This is a genomic window from Natribaculum luteum (genome assembly GCF_023008545.1).
Lineage (GTDB): Archaea > Halobacteriota > Halobacteria > Halobacteriales > Natrialbaceae > Natribaculum > Natribaculum luteum.
The window spans coordinates 346536-367260 of sequence record NZ_CP095398.1 but is presented as its reverse complement, the minus strand read 5'-3'; the positions used below and the strand labels follow the sequence as shown (position 1 = coordinate 367260).

Genomic DNA, 20725 nt, shown 5'->3' with positions numbered 1-20725 from the left:
CCTAATTTGAGAAGACTCGATCTCAATAACTTTCTGAAATCGCACATTCTAGCCCTGCGACTCTTCTCTGACGGCGCTTGGCCGACGATGAAACTCCGAATCGGCTTCGCTCACTCGCCCCATGTCTACATACCGTTGACACAAATTCACCTCACTCGCAGGTCACCGTCGCGGCCGAGTCCTCAGGCTGCGATTTTCGGTTCGACAATCTAAACACCCCTATATTTTCACCAACAACGCTGTCGAATCGTATGGTTGGGTATCTATTGAGGTCGGTCTAATCGAAACGCTCACGAAAGATGCTTCCACCAATTGTCAGTAACTTCGTCGCTGGTGAATCCGCTAGTGCCTCCCTCTCTCACGTCCAGCGCCTCAACGAGCGGGGTGTCAACGTGATTCTGAACCTGCTCGGAGAGCATTACCACGACCGCGACCCCGCCGACGAGGACGCCGAGGCGTATCTCGACCTCGTCTCCATGATCGACGAATCTGACGTCGATGCCTGCGTGTCGGTCAAGCCATCACAGATCGGCATCGACGTGGGTGAGACAGCTTTTCGAGAGAATCTACGACGGATAGTCGAACACAGCGTCGCCAAGGACGTGTTCGTATGGGTCGACATGGAAGACCACACGACGACCGACGTGACACTCGATGCGTACGAAGAATTAGCTCTGGAGTTCGATGGTGGGGTCGGTCTTTGCGTGCAGGCGAACTTGAAACGCACCCCCGACGATCTCGCACGACTAGCAGACGTTCCCGGAAAGATTCGACTCGTGAAGGGGGCCTACGACGAGCCAGCCGAAATCGCCTACAAAGAGAAGTCCGACGTGAACGAGGCGTATCGGAAGTGTCTCACGTTCATGTTCGAGGAATTTGACGGTGGAATTGCAGTCGGTAGTCACGACCCCGAGATGATCCGGCTTGCCAAACACCTTCACGATGAACACGGCACCGACTTCGAAATCCAGATGCTGATGGGTGTTCGTGACGACGCCCAGTTCGAACTAGCCGAGACGTACGAGGTCTACCAGTACGCCCCCTACGGTGACAAGTGGATGTCCTACTTCTACAGGCGAGTCAGAGAGCGAAAAGAGAACCTTCTTTTCGCTCTGCGAGCCATTGTCAGCTAGACGCTGAGATACAGTGATTCAAGCGAATGTCCTGGAGTCGTTCGACGAGTGGCGAGACAGCAGGTTCTATCCACCCTCGATACGGCTCACAAGAGAGGCCCCTCAGAGTTCAGTAACTTCGCTTCGGCCTTACGCAAGTGTTCGAGGAGCGTCGTCTTCGAAATGTCGAGTTCGTCCGCGAGTTCACGTGTTGTGACCTCCCGCGGCCACGAATAGTAGTTTCGCTTGCGGGCTAACTCGAATACTTCACGTTGACGGCCGGATAGTTCGTCACTTCGACTCGCCACCCTGTTGACAGTGGTGTCGGCGCAAGTAATCTTCGTCACTGTGATTTCGGCGTCGGTCATCTCTCGGATGGTGTTGAGTCGCCGTTGGATGCCATCGCGGTTATCGTCGATAAATAGTGACCAGAGCTCTCGCCCGTCGAATACGCGAACGGGTGCCGCCTGAATAAAGTCCTGAGAGATGAGGGCGTCGCTCATACTGTTGTCCGGATCGTACTCAACGAACAGTTCCCGCGAGGTGTTGCCGGGCGGGTTTCGATCTCCGAGGCCGTGACGGCGTTGCATCTCGGCGACGGAATGGGTAAGCGACGACCGCTCGGTTGCGGCGATGAAATCGTCGATGTCGGCTGTGGTGTCACCATACACCGTGAAGTGGCCTTTCACCCGTTCATTGGTCGTGTTGAATACCGTATGTGCGAGCAATCCAGCAGATGACTCCTCTGTCACTTGTAGTGTCCAGCAGTCGGGGTGCCAGATCTCTAACGTGAGTTGGGATTTACCGGTGAAATTTCTATCTTGATCAGTCATGCTACGTTTAAACGGTTTTGTAAAATAGAGGGCGGGGGTATATAATAAAAGTTCTGTACCACATGATACCTGAAGTCACCAAAAAATAGACCAATATGATGAGTTGACGTCGAAACTCCGTACGGCCCCACCATGGTCGGGGATTGTTATTCCACCGTTCCCGGAAGAGCGTATTCTATGAGTCAGGTGACCAGCAAGCAAGTATACGATCACTACATCGGTGGCGAGTGGACAGAAGGACACGACGAGGAGACGTTCGAAAGCGTCAACCCGTCAAATCAGGACGTCCTCGCCGAGTTCCACCGCGGGACGGAGGAAGACGTCGACGAAGCACTCGCGGCGGCGAAAGCAGCCGAGGATGAATGGGCAGCACTCTCGTACATCGACCGAGCGGAGTACCTGTGGGACATCTACCACGAACTCAAAGAGCGGACGGACGAACTCGGGGAAATCGTGAGCAAAGAGTGTGGCAAAGAGATTTCGGAAGGCAAAGCCGACGTGGTCGAGGCCGCGCACATGGTCGAGTGGGCTGCAGGCAACGCCCGCCATCCACACGGCGACGTAGTCCCCTCAGAGATACCGAGTAAAGACGCCTACATGCGCCGCAAGCCGCGGGGCGTCATCGGCTGCATCACGCCGTGGAACTTCCCGGTCGCCATCCCGTTCTGGCATATGGCGCTCGCACTGGTCGAAGGCAATACGGTCGTCTGGAAACCCGCTGAACAGACTCCGTGGTGCGGCCAGATCATCGCCGAAATGCTCGAAGATGCCGGCGTACCGGACGGTGTCTTCAACATGGTGCAGGGCTTTGGCGACGCAGGGAACGCCATCGTTGAGGACGACCGCGTTGACACCGTCCTGTTCACCGGCAGTAGCGAAGTCGGCCACGAGATCGCCGGCAAGGTTGGCGGCGAACCAGGCAAGCTCGCGGCCTGTGAGATGGGTGGCAAGAACGGTATCGTCGTGACCGAGAACGCGGATCTCGACATCGCCGTTCACTCGGCCGTCATGTCCTCGTTCAAGACGACTGGTCAACGGTGTGTCTCCAGTGAACGTCTCATCGTCCACGAGGACGTCTACGACGAGTTCAAGGAGCGGTTCGTAGACCTCGCCGAGAACATCTCTGTCGACGACCCACTCGGCGAGGATACCTTCATGGGGCCGATGGTCAACGAGGAGCAGGTCGAGAAGTTTGGCAAATACAACGAACTCGCGCGTGAGGAGGGCGCGAACGTACTAGTAGACCGTGAGCAACTGGACTCTGAGGAGATCCCTGAAGATCACGAAGACGGTTACTGGGTCGGGCCGTTTGTCTACGAAATCGAGTACGACGAGGATCTGCGCTGTCTCCAAGAAGAAGTCTTCGGCCCGCACGTTGCACTTATCGAGTACTCCGGCGACGTGGACCGCGCGATGGAGATTCATAACAATACGCCCTATGGCCTCTCGGGCGCGATCATCTCTGAAGACTACCGCCAGATCAACCAGTTCCGAGACGAGGCTGAAATCGGACTCGCCTACGCCAACCTTCCGTGCATCGGTGCGGAGGTCCAACTGCCGTTCGGCGGCGTGAAGAAGTCCGGTAACGGCTATCCAAGCGCTCGCGAGGCCATCGAAGCCGTCACCGAGCGCACTGCCTGGACCATGAACAACGGCACGGATATCGAAATGGCGCAGGGCCTGTCGGCGGACATCAAGACCCAGGGCGACGACTGAGTTGTCTCATGCGACAGACCCAGTCACAGACGATGTGTCCAGTTTGCGGGGGAGCAACGACTAGCGAGAGCGGTCTCGACTGGTGTCTCGACTGTGAGTGGCACGAGCGAGCTGGTGCCGACTAGAAAATAACAGTATCGTTGGCATTCGCGATGAAATAGATGGACCGTAGAATCGTCGAGATTTTATTTCAGAAACGGCCCGGCTACGCTCCTGTCGTCTCAAACTGATTCTATATGCCTGAAATACCTCGAGCAGCGAGGTAACCCGTTCGTCAGAAACGAACTGTTAGGGTTGGTGAACGGAGCGATCAAGTGGCGATTCACAACGCTCGGCGAGTAGTGATTCGAAGGGGAGTTCGACACGGTCGGTATCGATAGAATAGAGGAGGAGGTTACCGGATGGCAACGCTGAAGCTGCTACTCGAGTTGTTCGGTCGGGTCACGAAGATGTGCTGGCCGGTGATCTGGGCGTTCCGGCCACCTCTGCACCCGACTCACTCCGTAATCGGGTTGGTGATAGCAAGAGCGTCGTTCACTGCCGCTGGAATACGGAGACCGAGGTTGACGAACGCAGTTGTGCAGTGGATCCACGGGCAGTCCAACGGCGTCTGCATTGATCATCGCGAAGAACACGCCACATACACGACATCTACGTCCAGTCTGCGATGGTTGTCGTCCGTTTCAACGGTGATCGTCTTTTCGTCATGCCAAACGGCGACCGCTCTGAACCACGCCGCTCTCGGCGTTCCTGTCTTCTACTGTGGAGCCTACCGGTGACGACGACGGCGGGCGTTTCGCGCGGTGCGGAGAGGTTGGATTCGGTCCTTCGAGTGTGACCAACACGATCGTGACGTCGGTCGGCTCGTGACCGCACATGTCCAGATAGTCGTCGTGGTCTCTGAAGAAGAAACGGGGCTGAGGTCCGCTGCTTTGGCGGAACTCGAGCTATACCACACGTCACTGTGGCTGCAGCCGAATGCGCGCGCATCGAACAAAAGAACCTCGGTAGTTTCGGAGAATCCGTCTCATTGGTTGACGCCGCTTCTGTCCTCGAATTGAGGATGGTCGAGGTCGTTCCCGAGAAGACGGTTCTCAACCAGTGGGCGTGTCGATAGTGTTGATCTGAATGTCTGTCCCGGTATTCATAGCTTCTCGAGTGATTCGATCTCTTCGTCGCTCCAGTCGTAGAACGTCTCGTCGATGTCACGGAGCGCATCCACGCAGTCGTTGTATCGACGCTTCCCCTCGTCGACGAGCGGGTCGTTAGGGTGAGATTCGATCCACGTCCGTAACTCTGCCAACCCTCGCGGCGAGTAACTGTCGATTCGGTCCTGTCGCTCGAGCAGTTCGAGTTTTCGATCCTCGTCGTGGAGCGACCGATACAGCGCGACGCTGGTAACGCCCCACAACAAGGCAGTTACTGCAAACATTACCGTCCAGGTTATTGGTTCGAGTGCCATCTCAGTCACCTCTGTTCGCCATTTTTGGTTTCGGCTCGGTGCGTCCATCAATGAGTTTCATCGCTACCGAACTGACGATCAGCAGTGCCATCATCAGCGCGATGCCACCGATCATGAGCGGTTCGTTTTCGGTTCCGACGCTCGTCACCGCGCCGTAGCCCATGATGAACAGCATCACGGCCGGAATCGCGTACTTGATGATGCCGTTCCACCACGACCTAACGAATATGTCCGAGTTACGGTTGAGGTCGAGTACACGAATTCGTTCGGGGCCGAACTTCCAGCCGACGAGGCCGATAATGGATAGCGTCGCCAGCGGAAGGCCCCAGCTCCCGAACACGAAATCCATCTGACCAAGGAAGGTGGAAGAGTAGGCGCTGGGGAGACCCAGGAGCCAGATAGCCAGCGAGACTGCCGCGACGGACCCAGTCCGGTCCAGTCGGGTCTCCTCGGAAATCGTCGTCACGCCAACTTCCGTGATGCCGAGTCCGGAAGTGAACGTGGCGAAGAAGAATCCGAGGAAGAATACGATCGCCCAGAGTTCCCCGCCGATAAGCTCGGGGAACACCTGTACGAGCGAGATGAACATCAGGTTGGCTCCGGCTGTCGGCTCGAGGCCGAACGCGAAGACGACTGGGAACACGGCGAAGATCGCCAGCAGGCCGATGCTCGTGTTTCCGATAGCAGTAAACACGCCGGAGCCCAGCGGCACGTCGTCGTACTTGCGAAGGTAGCTCCCATAGGTAAGCGCGATTCCCCAGCCGAGGCCGGTCGAGAACAGTGCCTGTCCGAGTGCAGCGATCCACGTCTCGCCTCGGACGAGATACTCCCAATCAGGGGTGAACGCGAAAGCAAGACCTTGCATACCGCCATCGAGCGTGACGCCGCGAATCGCAATGGCGATGAGCGCGATCGCCATGAACGGGATCATCCATTTCACGACGCGCTCGATTCCTCGCTGGATGCCGAACAGGAGGACGCCACCGACTGCCGCCACCGTGATCGTGTGCATCCCGATCATCAACAGCGGTGAGCCGGCGAACGACTCCCAGAACGCGGTCGCCTCGAACCCGGGCTGGAAGAAGGTGAGCAGTAGCGAGTGGATGCCGTAGTACAGCGCCTGACCGATAATCGGCGCGTAGTACGACATCAGCGCGATGTTGACCAGCACGACGATTAATGATAGTCCACGGAACCGACTATCCCCCGCAATCTGTTTGAACGACCCGATTACTCCGCGTTGGGTGTAGCGGCCAACCACCGTCTCAGCCATCAGGCCGGGAACAGCGATCACGAATAACAACAGGATGTAGGCGAGTAGAAAGGCACCACCGCCATTCTGCCCTGTCGTGAACGGCATTCGCCAAATGTTTCCTGCTCCGACCATCGCTCCGACCATCGCCATTAGAAAGCCGAACCGAGTCCCCCATTCTTCCCGTGCGGTCCTCGCCTTGCCATCTGTCATCGTATCACGGGCATACGACGTTCGTAGATGTATCTATAGGTTTACCCTACCATGGGAGCCCCTCCCAGTCGGCAATCTGGCTGGCGGGTTCTCGTGACTTCTCGTAGGAGTGAAGCGGTGCTGACAGCCTCACCTGACACGATATCGTTGGCGATTCCAGACGACCACGTACACCTGTCCGTCCAGGCCGGCTCAAAATACAGTTCTGCCGATATCGCTCGGCAGTTTACGTCGTATTCGGGGGCTCCCTTATGGACCGATTCCAGGAGATCCGGGACGAGTACGTCTGAATTTTGGAAAATAGGATACTACGTAGGGACGACGGGAGCGGTGTCGGGGGTGGTGGTTGAACGGTATAGCAAGGCGACAGAACACGAAGCCGAGTATTGGGCTTCACCCCCGCTGGGGTCGAGGAATCCCTCGAAATTCTTTCGATCTCGTGAAGCGAAACCGGACGTCGAGCCAGTTGAGGAAGTCCGGTATCTGACTTCGTTTCGATTCTTACCAATTTCAAACACAATTAAAATATTTTATATTATTTGACCGGCTACGGAGGGGTATTCCCGAGACAGTTCACGGATGTGGTCTTCAGTCAGCTGCTATACCACCAGGCAATCCCGTTGCGCCCTCCGAAACGTGCTTCGGGTAGCCGACCTGTGGTACTGGCTACGACTTGGCCAACTCTAAAATAATTCATAGTATTTTTGGCGACTGTGGTTGCTCCAATGGAAAGATCCGTAGAACCTAGCCGGAAGATACGACGTCTCCGACATCCTGGGAACGGCACGCAAGACCGTCACGTCTTACAACGCGGTTGCTTCTCGCCGATTCTGGTACTTTACTGAAACCAGAATTCCACCGACAAACTATTTAATTTTTATATGAACTAAATGTAAATAGGGCTGCTGTTGAACATCTATTTTAGAATATAAAACAGCAAACTTATCAATGTAGATACTATCTCAGAAATACCGAAACCACGGTTCTAGAGTTGCGCATACTGCATGGGTCAGCTGATCTGCCGTGGCTATTGGCGAGGGCGGCCAGGACGATGTACGATTCATTCGCGGATATCAACCGCCTGGGGGTCACGTCGTTCAAGAATCTTCGATTCTCGTAATCACGAAATCTCCGATTTTCGGACGGCTCCGCGGCATCCGCCTCGCAATTCTGTGAAGTACTAATCCTTGGTGGACAGTACAGCGACATCTGATAGTATATAATCCTTTTCCCTCTCGGAAGTAATGGTGTCACGCTCGTCTATAGGTATGTATCGAATTGTGCTCTAATTTGGCCGTATTTTAGAAAATTAGGAGTTGAATATCGTGTAATTATGTTCGTATATTTGGTTCTGGTGGGATGTTCGGTACGTCTGATCAGGCCGACGATGCTGATTTCGATTCGGGTCCGGTTCTCCAGTGGAGCGGCAAGGGTGGCGCAACGTCTGGCTCGAGGAATCAACAGCGTGGAACTGAGGGGGATTCGGATGATGACCGTCCGGAGCCGGACATTCCAGATTATGCATGCTACTGCGAGACCTTCGATGTGGGTCGATTGGGAGCGGTCGATGATTTCGAGGCTAGTGTGGCGGACATCGAGCAGTACATCGAGGCCAACTGTTCGCACATACAGGAACTGGCTGAAGATGCGAAACGCAGACAGCAGTTACTTTGAACGTCTTCGCTGGCCGATCTGCGCTGAGCCGATCGGCGAAGTGGGCTGTCTTTTCGAATCTCAGCCACCCTGTGATATCGTCCGTTCGATCGGCCGCCGAATTCGACCGTGTAGATCTGCTACCTGTCCTACCGTCTGCTGAAGACTCGCGAAGAGATTTTCAAGGGCGCGGTCAGTACACGGTGCGGGGACGGTCGCCCGAAGGAGGATAGATGGATCCTCTACGGGCTGGACGTACTCGTGTGTATTGCGGGTCACGATCGCCGCTCGAGCGCGCTGTAATCCATCGACGAAGTCGCCCCCATCGGAGGTCAGTCCGGGATCGAGGGAGTGGCGAACGAGGAGGTCACAGAGCGATCCGGGGATGGTAGACGGCAGGAGAACTTCGAGTCGGGCGTCGGTCCCCTCGTGATCGAAGAATAGCTCGGCTCGAGTTGAGGCATCCGTGGTCGCGTGATCGAGTGCCGATGCGACGGAGTCGGAACAGGGGGTCAGTTCCCAGGCCGGTTGGTTCACAATGGTCGTGACCACCCGCGCCAGCCGATCTGGGTCTGGTGTGTCGTCGTTCATGATGGACATCGGCTGGTGACCCAGCCTACGATCGGCGGTGGACGGGCGAGTCGGGAAATGGGCACGTCGATGCTAATTCACACTAGCGTGCCGAAAAGGATATCAATGGGGTGTTGACCCCTCAGCTGAGAGAAGACGAGATCAGAAGAACTGCGGGACATCGCTGAAGTTGTCACTCCAGTCGGTCGGGTCCGGTAGATGCTTGACGACTTGCTCGTCTGTAAAGAGGTAACAGGAACGAGTCTCGCCGCTGGCCATCCCGTCGGCTCGATAGACGAAGTGGTATCGTTCGCCAGCTTCGACGATTGCGTCGTCGTGGACGTGCTCTTCCTGAAGGATCTGGTCTCGAACGAGTTGTGGATTGACCTGCATCGGCGCTGGGAACCTGATGAGGTTCTGGTGTTTCTGTACTGTCATCTCTCCGATTCGCTTGTAGACGTCCATTTCCAGCCTGCGGTTCGAGAGGATCGGCACGCCGGTAATCTCTTCGTAGGACCAAACGGCGGTTTCGCCCGGTGTGACGATTCCCGCCTCGACTATCGTATCGGGAACCGAAATCTGTGGTTCTTCTTCTTGGACGTTGGCCGGGGCGACGTAGATCCACTCCATTTCGCCTGATCCACTTGCTGATGTCGGGGCCATATTCACCGCTGACGGAAAGTAGCGCGATAAACGTTCCCCTGCACAGCGATTCGACAAACGACTCCCTCGGCGTGCAATCGAGATTGACCGACGAAGATCACGTCTCCCTGGAGATATCACGACCGGTGAACAAACGGAATCGGCATAGAACAAAGCTCTTGATGCCCGGCCGAGACCGGCGGGTATGGGGATCAGCGTCGTCGACGTAGTGAGTTTCACGGATTCGACGCTCCAGCACCGGGAGTGGGAGATTTCGATCCCGTTTTCCCGGCTGTATCGTGACCTCCAGCAGTCACTCGGTTCCCCGGCCCAGCAGGGGACAGCCACGTATGCGTGGCGAGGGATCGGCTGGGCAGGGATCTACCAGTGGGAACTCTCGGTCGACGGTAACACGAATACGGTACACTTCGATCAGGGATTCACCGATCGTGGGAACCGACTGGAAACGGCGTTTCTCGTCGCAGGAATCCTCGGACTTGCGCTCGCGGCACTCCTTCAATACGGTCCGGACTGGATCGTTTCGATTCCGGGATACCTGGTTCCGTCACTCGGCGAGGCATCGCCGTATGGAAGTCTCGCAAGTCTGATCGCCGCTTCAGGACTCCTCTGGCTGGTGGGCCTGTTCTATCGAGGGCCCAGACAGCCGATCGCCGAACGGGGGCTCCGCCGAAGGTTCGTGACGTACTGTTTTCCGTACTTCTACTTCACCGGCCTGGGAACGCTCACGATCGGGGCGCTGTTGGGGGCACTGTTGAACTACATGGCCGTCGGCGCGTTCGTCGCCCTCTTCGTCTACGTCGTTTACCACTACGCTGCGGGTGCGTTCCCGTCGATGGACAGTAACAACGGATTCGACGCTGGCGAACCTGCCTTCGGCGGCGGATCGCCCTTCCTGATCGTATTCGCGGTCGCGAGTACACCGGTGCTCGTGATCGCTACGATCGCGAGCGTCTCTGGTCTGCTACCGGGTCGGCTGTACCGAACGAGTGCGATCTGGTTCTGGATCGGATACGCGCTGGTTCCAATCGCCCTGACCGGAGTCTACTGCCTGTTTGCCCATCGGGCCGCCCGACTGCTGGGAGTGCTTCCCCCGAGTTCGAACCGTTCGGTGCTGGGTCGGGGGATCGTCGTCCTCGGATTTCTGTTCGTGAATTTCCTCACCATCTTGTTCGTCGGAGCTGTGAGCATCGTCTTCGTGACGACGCCGTTTCCGTGGCTGAACCACGTGTCACTGGGCGTGGACCCAGTCGGGATCGGCGTACTCGTTGGCGCGAGTGGAGGTGCCTTCGCCGGCGGGATCGGACTCCGCTGGCTTCGCAGACACGTGATTCGACCGTCCGACCGGCCGGGCACGGGAGCTGCCGCCACTGTCGCGACGATCGGTGCGTACGGGCTGTTTTTCGCCCTGTTCGTGGCGATCGCCTGGACCTTCGTAACCGGCATCTCGCTCGCGTTCGGCAACGCCGCGATCCACGACCCATCGCCACGGACTGTCCGGACCGGCTGGGAGGGGACGCTCCTGTACCAGCGATGGATCGGCGTCGTGTCGGGAACTGCCGTGGCTCCCGGCGTCGTCGTCGTCCTCAACGCAATCACGTATCTCCCCGTGACGCTGCTCGGACTGGCATGGTCGCACAGGGTCGTCCGGACGGTCGATCGCCGCCTCCGCATCTACGACGCACCGGAGTATCTCGATCCGACGGATCGTCCGGTCCCCGATGGAACGATTCTCCCCGTCTTCGAGGACGGGACCGGACCAGCAGCACAGTATACTCTCCTCGGACCGTCGGCGATTATCCTGAACCGGTCCGTCCTCGACGCGGTCGAGGACGACGAGCAACTGAACGCGATTATCGCACACGAAGCCTACCATATAGACAGCCTCGACGGCGTGGTCGGAGTGCTCGCCAGCGTCGTGAGCGTCCTCTTTGCCGGCCGCAACGTTCTCCTCTCGGTGTACGACCTTCATCGGAGCGAACTCGAGGCGGACCTCTACGCGACAGAGGAGGTGTCGGCCGAGGCGTTCAAGCGGGGATACCTTGCGGTGTGGAAGCAGGCGTCAGTACCGTCTGGCCCCGTGGGCCCGCAACTGGGTCTCCCGACGTCGGCGTTCGAACGCTCACCGGACCTCGAGTTCGACCCCAGGTCAGTCGGAAGTTACGTCTGTAGTCTCGTGTTCGCCCCGTATCACGTCCTCTTTGGAGGGGTTCTATACGATCAGGCGCACGCTCACCCGTCCCGTCGGAACGCCCTCGTCACCCTTCCAGAGCAGGCCGTAGACTACGTGGATCGAGCGTCGACGAAAAATATCTATCTCCCGGTAGAAACGACCGTCACAGTACCGATACCGAGATACCAGGTCGAATCCTACCTGGCGTCCAATGGGGCCGATCCCGACTGGGCTGGGGTGATCGTCGATCGCCTCCTCGATCACGGGAAACTGGTCGAGGCCGACCGTGGACTCCTGGTGCCGGCCGAGGAACGATGAATCGACGGACCGCACTGACGGCGCTGACGACGTGCGTGATCGGCGGGATCGCTGGCTGTCTCCGCGGTGGTCCGCAGGAACCAACGACCACCAGAAGCGACGGACTGAGCGCGTCTCTAGACGGCACTAGCCGCACGTATGCGGGCGATCGCCGACGAACGGGTGCGGGCACCCGCGGTCGGGGTCTCACCGAGCGGCCCGAACGAGCGTGGCGGTTCCGAACGGGAGAGACGATTCAGTCGATGCCAGCGGTCGTCGACGGCACTGTCTACGCCGGTTCGTGGGACGGGTCGATCTATGCGCTCGACGGCGTCACCGGCGAGGTCGTGTGGTCGGTCTCGACGGATCGACACGTCGTCTCGTCGCCGGCAGTCCGCGACGGCGTCGTCTACGCCGCTAGCATGGCCGGCACCGCACTCGCGATCGACGCAGGTTCTGGCGACGTCCGCTGGCGCGTCAGCTTCGGGGGGCCAGTCTACGCTTCCCCGCTGATCGCGGAGGGCATCGTCGTCCTGCCAGTTCTCGACGGCACGATTCGGGCGCTCGATACGACTACCGCCGAGGAACGCTGGCGCGTCGAGGTCGGTCGCCCCGTCTTCTGTACGCCAGCTTTCGACGACGGTACCGTGTACGTCGCCGGCTACGATCGCCACGTCTACGCCGTGGACGTCGTGACGGGCGACGTCCGGTGGACGACGGACGTCGGAACCCTCCACTACACTGCCCCAGCGATCGTCGACGGCACGGTCTATCTCGGTCGCGGGAAGATCTACGCGATCGACGCCTCGACAGGAGAACGACGGTGGACTGCCGTCGACGACGCAGGGTACGGATCGTCGCCAGCGGTCACGGCAGAGACGATCTTCATCGGGACGCAGGACCTCGTCGCGCTGGACGCCGCGACCGGTGAGGAACGCTGGCGCTTCGATCCGGGCGAGCGCGTCGAGTGTTCGCCAATCGTCACCGGAAATACGGTGTACGTTTCAGCCGAGGACGACACGGTTTATGCGGTCGATGCCCGATCGGGCGACGTTTCCTGGGAGCGGTCCCTCGGTGCATCGGGTGTCGCACTCACGGCCCTCCCAGAAAGTCTACTCGTCCCGACCGACGAGGGGTTATTCCACCTGGTGAACTGACAACACGCGTAGTCCAGCGTTTTTCGTCTCGAGACGCACCGCGGGTCGTATTGTCTACGGAGGCCACGACACTTCACGGCAGCTACGTACCGTCGCCGTTTTCGAGGCGAGCGATCCGCTCTTCGACCGATCCGTGCGCGTTGGAGAGAAGGACGTCTCCGTAGAACAGTCGGTAGATCGCACCGAGATCGTGCGCTGTGTCGTCGAGCCAGGTCCGCAGTCGCGTTCCAACCGTCAGCCGCTCGATCCACTGGTTCGGGACGAGATCTGCAGCGGTATCCGGCGTCGTCAGGTACGGCCCGAGGCCACCCGATCGACGACTTCCGGCCACTTTGGATCGCGCTCGTTGCCGCCGGAATCGCTCGAGCGCGTCGGAGACGTCCTGGACGCTCGTCACGTCCGCCGCGAAGCGATCGGCCTCACGTTCGATCCGTGGATAGTCGTAGAAGACGAGGAAGGCGTTCCGCCCGCCGAACAGGAACAGCGACGTGAGGGTAGCGACGGCGTTCACGACGGGGTCGTGGTTGCGGACGTGATAGAGTTCGTGCGAGAGCACGGCGTCGCGTTCGGATTCGTTCAGCTTCATCACCGCTGAGGAGACGACGATCAGCGGGCGCATCCCGAACAACCGACCGTGAACGCTCGCGTGGGGTCGTTCGTCGTCGATGACTCGAACGGGGACCGTCTCGCCGTCTGGAGCGGTCCAGTCGATAGCTTCACTCGCAATCGTCAGTCGAATCCCGGTCCGGAGACGGACGAGCAAAAAGACACACCAGCATCCGAAGACGACGAACACCGGCAAGAACGGAAGACCAACGACAGCCGCGGTGGCAGGATCGATGACTGTTCCGGCGATCCCGACCGAAACCCCGACCTGTTCTCGAATGATCCCGACGAGCTCGAGCGATGCGCCGCCAGGTGCATATCGGCGAACGAAGACGACGTCCGCAAGTGCAATCCCCACGAGATTGCCGCCCCAGAGCAGCACCCGGACGAGCACCAGGTTCAGCCCTAGATACGCCAGCACGAGGGCGACCCTGATCGCGTTCGTCGGAAACTCAGGGAACGGACTTCGCTCTAGTCGGGAAACCTGAAACGCACACGCAGTCCCGAAGTACACGGTCCCGAGCCCACAGAACACAATCGAAACGGGAAGCGCGACGATGCCAGGCAACGCAGCCCAGGTAGCAGCGAAGACTGCGAGCAACAGCACGACGACGATCGGGAGTGCGAAACCCAGGAGTGCGATCTGGAGTTGCGTGGGCGTGTCAGCCGGATCGACCGGGCGAGAGAGCGGGAACGTCGCTCCCTGTGCGTAGTGGAACGCGAGAAGTCCTCCGATGACGAGACACAGGCCAGCAGTGAATCCCCTTCCGACATCCGGCGATGCAATCGCCGCTGCGATCACGGTGCCGAAGCTGGCGAAGTAATCGGGCGCGAGCCGGTACGACCGAAGCGTTGCGGGCTCTAGTGTCGGCGGAACCGAGTCGTCGTGCAGGACCAGCGTCAGGATCGCGGCCAGTATGAAAGTTCCGTTCACGACGAGCCGCCGGTCGAGAGCGATTCCAGCGACCAGGAGACCGATCAGTGCAATCAGGGTCAGACGGAGCCCGATATGGACGGTCCGGGTGATCGTAATCTCGCCGGCTCTGGGATCGTACGACGCTCGATTCCGATAGAGGCCCCACTCGTGGTCGACGATCCAGTGTCTGGTGCCGTCTCGTTCGATTGGCTCGAACCCACCTCGTCGCACGAGTTTCGACTCGACGACCCGCGGCGGCGCGTCACAGTCGTACGTCGCACGGAAGAGTTCGACGCCCACGATTATCCCTCCAGTGTACTGTTCATCGGCAGTGAATTGACGAATTGCATGTCCCTTCTCTCCGGCACCAGTAACGATTCCGGCAACAGGATCTTAGTTCTTGATTCCGGCTAGTTCCGGGATCAGTATCCGTCTCCGTGGAGGGATCCGGAACCTCAACGTTTTTGTTCTGAGCGGGGATGGGTGCAGACATCCGTATCGTCCCGTTTCAAAGATTCTGGAGGAACTCGGGGCGGGAGGTTGCCTCTCAGATGGACACGATCGAGCGGGTCTGGGTATGCAACGGCGACAGCGAATCGCTCCGGTCGGCGCTCGACGCAGCAGGAGAACGATCCGGTGACGAGTGGATACGGAGCCGGATTCTGGGCTTTTACACCGAACGGATCTCCGTCGAATCGGAGACGAATGCGACCGATCAACGGGTAACTGTCGTTCGGTCAGTCCCCGACTGGATGTGGGTTCCCGTGGCACTGCTCGCACTCTCGATTCCGATCTCGGTCCTTTTCGGCGGGCAAATCTGGCTGTACTCGTTGTTCCTCCTCGCGGCGTTGATCGGCCCGACGATCCGTGATCCGATTTCTGGTGCTCGAAAGACGGAGATCGTTCGGCTCCGCCCGGTCACGGGCATGATCGCGGCCGTAACCGCTGCCACTGCGCTCCGGAGCTTTGCAGCCCTTCTCCCGCTCAGCGAACCGTTGTTCGGACTCGGTCTAGCACTGTTCGGTTCGTGCATCGCTGTAGAACTGCTGTTGCGTGACGCCGTACCCGACACCTCCGTCGGTGAGAGCGCGCTCGTGGCACTCTACTGGCTGGAGTTGTCTGTCTGGATCGCGACGACGCTGTGGGTCGTGATTCTCGTATACGCACTGCTCGGCGCCAGTGCCGAACTGCTCTACAGCCTCGAGGCCGTCAATTTCCACCCCGACAGTACCACATTCGAGATCAGTGGTGACGTGGCTGGACTCGATTCGGCGATCGCACTCCTGGTGACGGCGTTGCTCGGGATTGCGACGCTCGGTCTCGTAGCTGGTCACTTCTCCCTGCTCAACGGGCTTCGGAAACGTCTCGACCGGTTGGTGGACGCCCGGGGCGGTCGAATTTCTAGCACGTGGATCCGGACAGTCGTCCTCGGGATGTTCGCTGTCTCGGGCCCCGTACTGATTGGACTGGGTGGCGTCGTGGCGGCGCTCGCAGTGGCCACGCTCGGAGCCGCGCATCGATTGCCCGACCCGGTCGTGGACACGATCGGGTGGATCGTGCCGGAGCTGTTTGGCGCCGAAATGTCGGCTGTTGCGGGAGTGCGGGCGCTCGGTGCCGTCGTTGACGCCTGGCTTCCCGGTCTGGGGCGGGGGCTGCTCGCGGCGTTCTTCGCGGTCGGACTGTTGCCCCTCTTTCTGGGCTGTACTGTGACGGTGGTGACGGCTGCGATCGACGGCATCGCGGCTCGATGGCTGCTGTTCCGCGGAACACGGATCGACGGCGAGCACGACGTCGATGTCGACCTCCCGGTGCTGGTCGTCGACGATTCTGCTCCGTGCGTCCGAGCGGTGGCGCCGCTGCTGTGGCATCGGCGCGCAGTCGTCGTGACGACAGCGGCTCACGATCGGCTCGCTACCGCCGAACTCCAGGCCGCCGTTGCACACGCTGCCTACCGCCTGCGGGAGCGTCGTCTCGGACTGTCGGTGGCGGCCCACGCCATAGGGCTGCCCTTCGGCGGGAAGACGGCGTTTCTCTCGATCGCTGGACAGAGCCGACTCGACGCCCGGGCCGATCGGTACGCCGTCGACTCCGGAACGACGACCGACAGCCTTGCAGGGGCGCTCGACGAGCTCCAGGGCCACGCCGAATCGACCGGATATGTATCCCTGCAACGGCTGTCCGCGATGCCACTGGGTGTGGTCCCGACTGTGCGAACTGGCACTGATCAACCGCGGGGAATCGTCGATTGGTTGCGACGGCCGGTCACGGGGTTTCGTACTGCCGTCCGCAGCGTCCTCGTCGGGATCACCGGAACGGACGTCCTCGAGGTCACACGCCTGTCGATATCGGACCGACTCGATCGACTCCAGGAGACTCCGGACAGTGACACCACGGCACCGACTCGGACATCGGATCACGGACCACGTCGGGGCCCGGCTGCGATCGTCGAAGAGAGTACGTCTATATACGAACTCGTACCCCGTGCAGCAGCCTCCAGACTGGCTGGAATTGATGACGGGTTCGATCTCACGCGGGAGGATAATACCGCCTACTGGACGTCTGGAGACTTCTGGTTGCGGTACCGGTGGACGATGATACCGCCTACTGGACGTCTGGAGACTTCTGGTTGCGGTACCGGTGGACGATGGAACCCGCACCGGAGCGCGGCGGATTCCGTATTCGCCAGTCCCTCGCTGCTCCACGAGGGTCGCACGCTCTCACCTACCTCTTTCCACCGTTCGTCCTGGTGGGGCTGTTGGCTCTGCTGGCGTACGGTCGGTACGTCTCGACGATCGAGCTGCGCACCGTTCTCGCTAACTCGACGAGTTGGCGAGCGCTCGTGGTGTTCGGTACACCGTTCGTTCTGCTTGCAATGGGGTCGATAGCCGTCTCGATGGGGACGACCCTCTATCAGTTGGGGACGGCGATCGACCGCGCACCGGATCCGCTCGTGTCCGATCGCGACCGGGCCACCCACTACGTCCGGTACACGGCGAGTTGGTGTCAGGCGCTCGTGCTCGGTCTCGTCGTCGCCTCCGCGGCCGCAGCCGTCGTCCTCGACCTCTCGACGACGATCCGGCTAATTGCGGGCTGGACCGTCGTCCTCTGTCTGATCGCGCTGTGGTCGATCACGGACTTCGTCGACCTCCCCGTCGTCGCCAGACGTCGGCTCTCGGTCGGGGTGCAGCTTCCATCCCTCGGTCGACGCGCGATGATCGTCACTTCCCTCCTCGTCGCCCCAATCGTGAGTATTGCCGCCGCCGTACTCTTCGTCCCCGATCCGATCCCGCTCGTGTGGGCCGTCGATCTCCTGTTGGCAGGTCTTCTCGGAACGTACGGACTGGCGATTTACCGGTCTCTCGACTCGGAGTGGCTCGATCTCGGGTACTACGACTTCGTTCGGAACCCGGAACGAGACCACAGTCACGTCGGTACGTACCTCGCTGTCGCGGGGAACGTTCTCTTGAGTTTCCTCATGGTAGCGGCCCTGCTCGTCGTCTGGACGCCGATCGGCGGTGGAACCAACGCTGGACTCACGTACACTTCGATCGTCGCGACAGCACTGTCGCTGTACCTTCTCGTCGGTAGCGTCCACCAGTTGTACCTCTTTGATCGGTTCGTCTCCGACGTGGTCGCGTCGCACGAGCCCTATTGCCTGCCGGCATCTTCTTTCGACCCCGAATATCCGGTTTGGGTGTACGACGACACGGACCGCATCGGCTCGTTTGCACTCTACACTCGGTCCACGGAGGCAATCGTCCTCACGGAGCGACTGGTGGCGGAGACCTCGCCCGAGCAACAGGTCGCGATCGTCGCCCACGAACAGGCCCACCTCGAACGTGGCGACGCGATGACGTCGTACTGGCTCCGGATCGTCGGGTCGGTGCTGCTGGTCGGACAGAACGTCCTCTTCGAACTGGTCGACTTCCACCAGCGCGAGTTCGACGCCGACGCCTACGCCGCGGAGCGGGTCGGTGGCGAACAGATCGCGAGTGCACTCTGCCGAATGCGCGACCTCGAAGGAGACGTCACGGATCGAAGCGACCGCGTCGTCGTCTCCTCGACAGTGACTAACTTCGCCTCGACCGACCGGCTCTCTTCCGCAGAGGCGGTGCTCACCGGCAAACTCCGGCTATTCCACGGCGGCTACGCGTTGACCGACGCACATCCTTCGATCCGGGAGCGGCTCCGGGCACTCCGCATGGGCGACGATCGAGCTGCGTAGTGGATGCGACGACTCAGCCGCTCAGACCGACTGGGCCATTGATCTGGTCGTCCTCCCATCACTACCAGTAGTAGTATCGGTTATCAGTTTATTCTCATGCGGATCCTATTTTTTCTCGAGTGTATCCCCTTCTCTTTCGTCTCTTCCGGGTCTTTCGGGGGTAGTTGGATAGCGTGACCAGGATTCACCGGCCAGTGATGCCTCTCATCCTAATCTGAGTTCTTGCCCACCGAGGATGGACTGGAGCTGTTCAGGCGGATCAAGTCCTCGTCGTTTCCACGTGGCTAACATGGTCGTAATCGTCTCGTGAATCTGGACCCCTTCGGCTGAGCGGAGGGTCCGGAACATCTTCCGCAGCACAACTTGCTCGCGCAGAGCGCGCTCTGCGCGATTATTCGTCGAATCGACGTCTGGCTCTGTAACGAACGTCAGCCAGTGCCCTAACCCGTTCCTGATCTTCTCGATCAGCTTCTTGACCTCCTGTGCCTCGTAGTCTTCCCTGATCAGGCCTTCCAGATGTAACGACGCCTCCGCCCGCTTTTGCTCGCGGGCGGAGGCGGACGGATCCTCCTCGTCGAACGCCGTTAAATCGTCATGGAGAGCGTGTAACTCCTCAGACAACCTCTCTGCTTCCTCGTACCGTTCAGCAACGTACTCCGCCTCCCGCAACAGATGTGCCCAGCACCGCTGGAGCTTCGTGTGATAGCTCGGATACGCTGACCAACCGTCACAGCTGAGCGTTGAGTCCTCGGCGAAGTCCTCGCCGAGGACGTCCTCTAACACCTGACTTCCACGACTCTCATCAACCCAGAACAGCACTTCTTCGTCAGTAACGAACGTCCACGCCCAGTGTTGCTCTCCGTCAACAGGAAATCCCGTTTCATCGCAGTAGACGACGTCACTTTCCTGAATACGGGCTTTGACATCGTCATACGCGGGTCGCAGCCGGTCTGCGACCCGCTTGGTCAGGTTGTAGATCGTCCGATGAGAGATGGGTGTATCGAGTTCCCAGTCAAACAGCTCCGCCTGTTTACGGTTTGGAAGTCGCTGATGGAACCTACCGAGGGCGGTTTGGGCCATGATATTTGGCCCAAACCGCCCGGTTTCCGGGCAGTCTGGATGTTCAGCAACGACTTCGTTTCCACAGGAACAGCGGTGTTTGCCGAGTTCGTACTCGACGACAGTGGTTGGAATAGGGAGAGGTATGTCGATAATCGTCCGTGAGATGTAGCTGTCCGGGTTAGAGAGGATTTGCTCACAGTCTGGGCAATATCCCTGATCGACTCGAATAGTCTCCTCTGGTTCCGGAGGCGGTCGAGTTGTTCCTTCGTGACCTTCGTCACGTCCTGGAGAGGAGCCGCTGGCGGCGTCAGCGTCGCCGCCAGCGTCGTCCCCTTGGTCTTCGTTCTCTTCCTCGTCGCTGTCATCGTTGCCAGGTGATCCAGCCACGCCACCCTGCTTACTGGGAGGTGTGTTTGGGTTTTCGTACCGCTTGAGGCGAGCCTCAAGTTGTTCGATCTGCTGTTGTTTTGCAGTGATCTGACGACGAAGAAGTCGGTTCTCAAGCTCTTTGACGACGAGTTGCTGGCGGAGATGCGTACTGTTCTCGGTGCGGATCGTGGAATCTATCGATTCCAGCGATCCGCTAACCCCCAGCGACACACTTGATTCACCATTGAGAGACCATTCATGAGACTGCTACGAAATCGGTCTGACGGCAAATCGCTATCCAACTACTTTCGGGGTTCCGGAAGGGGTCTCCTCGTTACAATCTTCGTCTAGACCTATCTCTTCACGGAACTTCTGCCGTCTCTTAGCCATGCTCTTCAGATTGTCGTCGATCTGCTCTCTACTCATGATTTGTACACGAGGTTGCTACA

General features: G+C 59.3%; 16 protein-coding genes. 8 read left to right on the top strand and 8 right to left on the bottom strand.

What is annotated here, in order from left to right:
• The first annotated feature begins 299 nt into the window (after positions 1-299).
• Complete coding sequence (locus MU558_RS20355) at positions 300-1133, top strand: proline dehydrogenase family protein (protein WP_246976506.1); 834 nt, start codon at positions 300-302, stop codon at positions 1131-1133.
• A gap of 86 nt (positions 1134-1219) precedes the next feature.
• Here the strand turns inward: MU558_RS20355 and MU558_RS20350 are convergent, their stop codons facing one another.
• Entirely contained in the window at positions 1220-1945 is a 726-nt protein-coding gene (locus MU558_RS20350) for a helix-turn-helix domain-containing protein (RefSeq protein WP_246976503.1), read from the bottom strand.
• A gap of 177 nt (positions 1946-2122) precedes the next feature.
• Between MU558_RS20350 and MU558_RS20345 the strand changes: the two genes are divergently transcribed.
• Positions 2123-3661 carry an aldehyde dehydrogenase family protein gene (locus MU558_RS20345; protein WP_246976500.1) on the top strand — a complete coding sequence of 513 codons (1539 nt, stop codon included), beginning with the start codon at positions 2123-2125 and terminating at the stop codon, positions 3659-3661.
• Between the two features lie 1144 nt (positions 3662-4805).
• Here MU558_RS20345 and MU558_RS20340 read toward each other — a convergent pair.
• Together MU558_RS20340 and MU558_RS20335 are read right to left on the bottom strand one after the other, a co-directional pair.
• Positions 4806-5123 carry a DUF8026 family protein gene (locus MU558_RS20340; RefSeq protein ID WP_246976498.1) on the bottom strand — a complete coding sequence of 106 codons (318 nt, stop codon included), beginning with the start codon at positions 5121-5123 and terminating at the stop codon, positions 4806-4808.
• Position 5124: 1 nt separating this feature from the next.
• Positions 5125-6528 carry a sodium-dependent transporter gene (locus MU558_RS20335; RefSeq protein ID WP_246976652.1) on the bottom strand — a complete coding sequence of 468 codons (1404 nt, stop codon included), beginning with the start codon at positions 6526-6528 and terminating at the stop codon, positions 5125-5127.
• 111 nt (positions 6529-6639) lie between these two features.
• Here MU558_RS20335 and MU558_RS23445 point away from each other — a divergent pair, with 111 nt between their 5' ends.
• A complete protein-coding gene (locus tag MU558_RS23445; protein ID WP_377071245.1) occupies positions 6640-7131 on the top strand; it encodes a transposase in 492 nt (163 codons plus the stop codon).
• 816 nt (positions 7132-7947) lie between these two features.
• Positions 7948-8262: a hypothetical protein gene (locus tag MU558_RS20325; RefSeq protein ID WP_246976494.1), complete on the top strand. Its 315-nt coding sequence runs from the start codon at positions 7948-7950 to the stop codon at positions 8260-8262.
• Positions 8263-8322: 60 nt separating this feature from the next.
• Here the strand turns inward: MU558_RS20325 and MU558_RS20320 are convergent, their stop codons facing one another.
• Together MU558_RS20320 and MU558_RS20315 are read right to left on the bottom strand one after the other, a co-directional pair.
• Positions 8323-8832 carry a hypothetical protein gene (locus MU558_RS20320; RefSeq protein ID WP_246976491.1) on the bottom strand — a complete coding sequence of 170 codons (510 nt, stop codon included), beginning with the start codon at positions 8830-8832 and terminating at the stop codon, positions 8323-8325.
• 141 nt (positions 8833-8973) lie between these two features.
• Entirely contained in the window at positions 8974-9474 is a 501-nt protein-coding gene (locus tag MU558_RS20315) for a hypothetical protein (RefSeq protein ID WP_246976489.1), read from the bottom strand.
• Between the two features lie 184 nt (positions 9475-9658).
• Between MU558_RS20315 and MU558_RS20310 the strand changes: the two genes are divergently transcribed.
• The gene (locus tag MU558_RS20310; RefSeq protein WP_246976485.1) at positions 9659-11962 is read left to right on the top strand and encodes a M48 family metalloprotease; all 2304 of its coding nucleotides are present in this window, start codon (positions 9659-9661) and stop codon (positions 11960-11962) included.
• Positions 11959-13098, top strand: a complete 1140-nt coding sequence (locus MU558_RS20305) for an outer membrane protein assembly factor BamB family protein (RefSeq protein ID WP_246976482.1) — start codon at positions 11959-11961, stop codon at positions 13096-13098. The genes MU558_RS20310 and MU558_RS20305 overlap by 4 nt, the downstream gene beginning before the upstream one ends.
• 82 nt (positions 13099-13180) lie before the next feature.
• Here MU558_RS20305 and MU558_RS20300 read toward each other — a convergent pair whose 3' ends face one another.
• Positions 13181-14920: a M56 family metallopeptidase gene (locus MU558_RS20300; RefSeq protein ID WP_246976479.1), complete on the bottom strand. Its 1740-nt coding sequence runs from the start codon at positions 14918-14920 to the stop codon at positions 13181-13183.
• A 251-nt stretch (positions 14921-15171) separates the two neighbouring features.
• Here MU558_RS20300 and MU558_RS20295 point away from each other — a divergent pair, with 251 nt between their 5' ends.
• Both MU558_RS20295 and MU558_RS20290 read left to right on the top strand, forming a co-directional pair.
• The gene (locus MU558_RS20295) at positions 15172-17505 is read left to right on the top strand and encodes a hypothetical protein (protein ID WP_246976477.1); all 2334 of its coding nucleotides are present in this window, start codon (positions 15172-15174) and stop codon (positions 17503-17505) included.
• Positions 17493-18845, top strand: a complete 1353-nt coding sequence (locus MU558_RS20290; protein ID WP_246976474.1) for a M48 family metalloprotease — start codon at positions 17493-17495, stop codon at positions 18843-18845. The genes MU558_RS20295 and MU558_RS20290 overlap by 13 nt, the downstream gene beginning before the upstream one ends.
• Positions 18846-19049: 204 nt before the next feature.
• Here the strand turns inward: MU558_RS20290 and tnpC are convergent, their stop codons facing one another.
• Both tnpC and MU558_RS23210 read right to left on the bottom strand, forming a co-directional pair.
• Positions 19050-20507 (bottom strand): IS66 family transposase, encoded by a 1458-nt coding sequence (gene tnpC / locus MU558_RS20285; protein ID WP_246971934.1) that lies wholly within the window; start codon positions 20505-20507, stop codon positions 19050-19052.
• 63 nt (positions 20508-20570) lie between these two features.
• Positions 20571-20702, bottom strand: a complete 132-nt coding sequence (locus MU558_RS23210) for a hypothetical protein (protein ID WP_265781611.1) — start codon at positions 20700-20702, stop codon at positions 20571-20573.
• Positions 20703-20725: the final 23 nt, after the last annotated feature.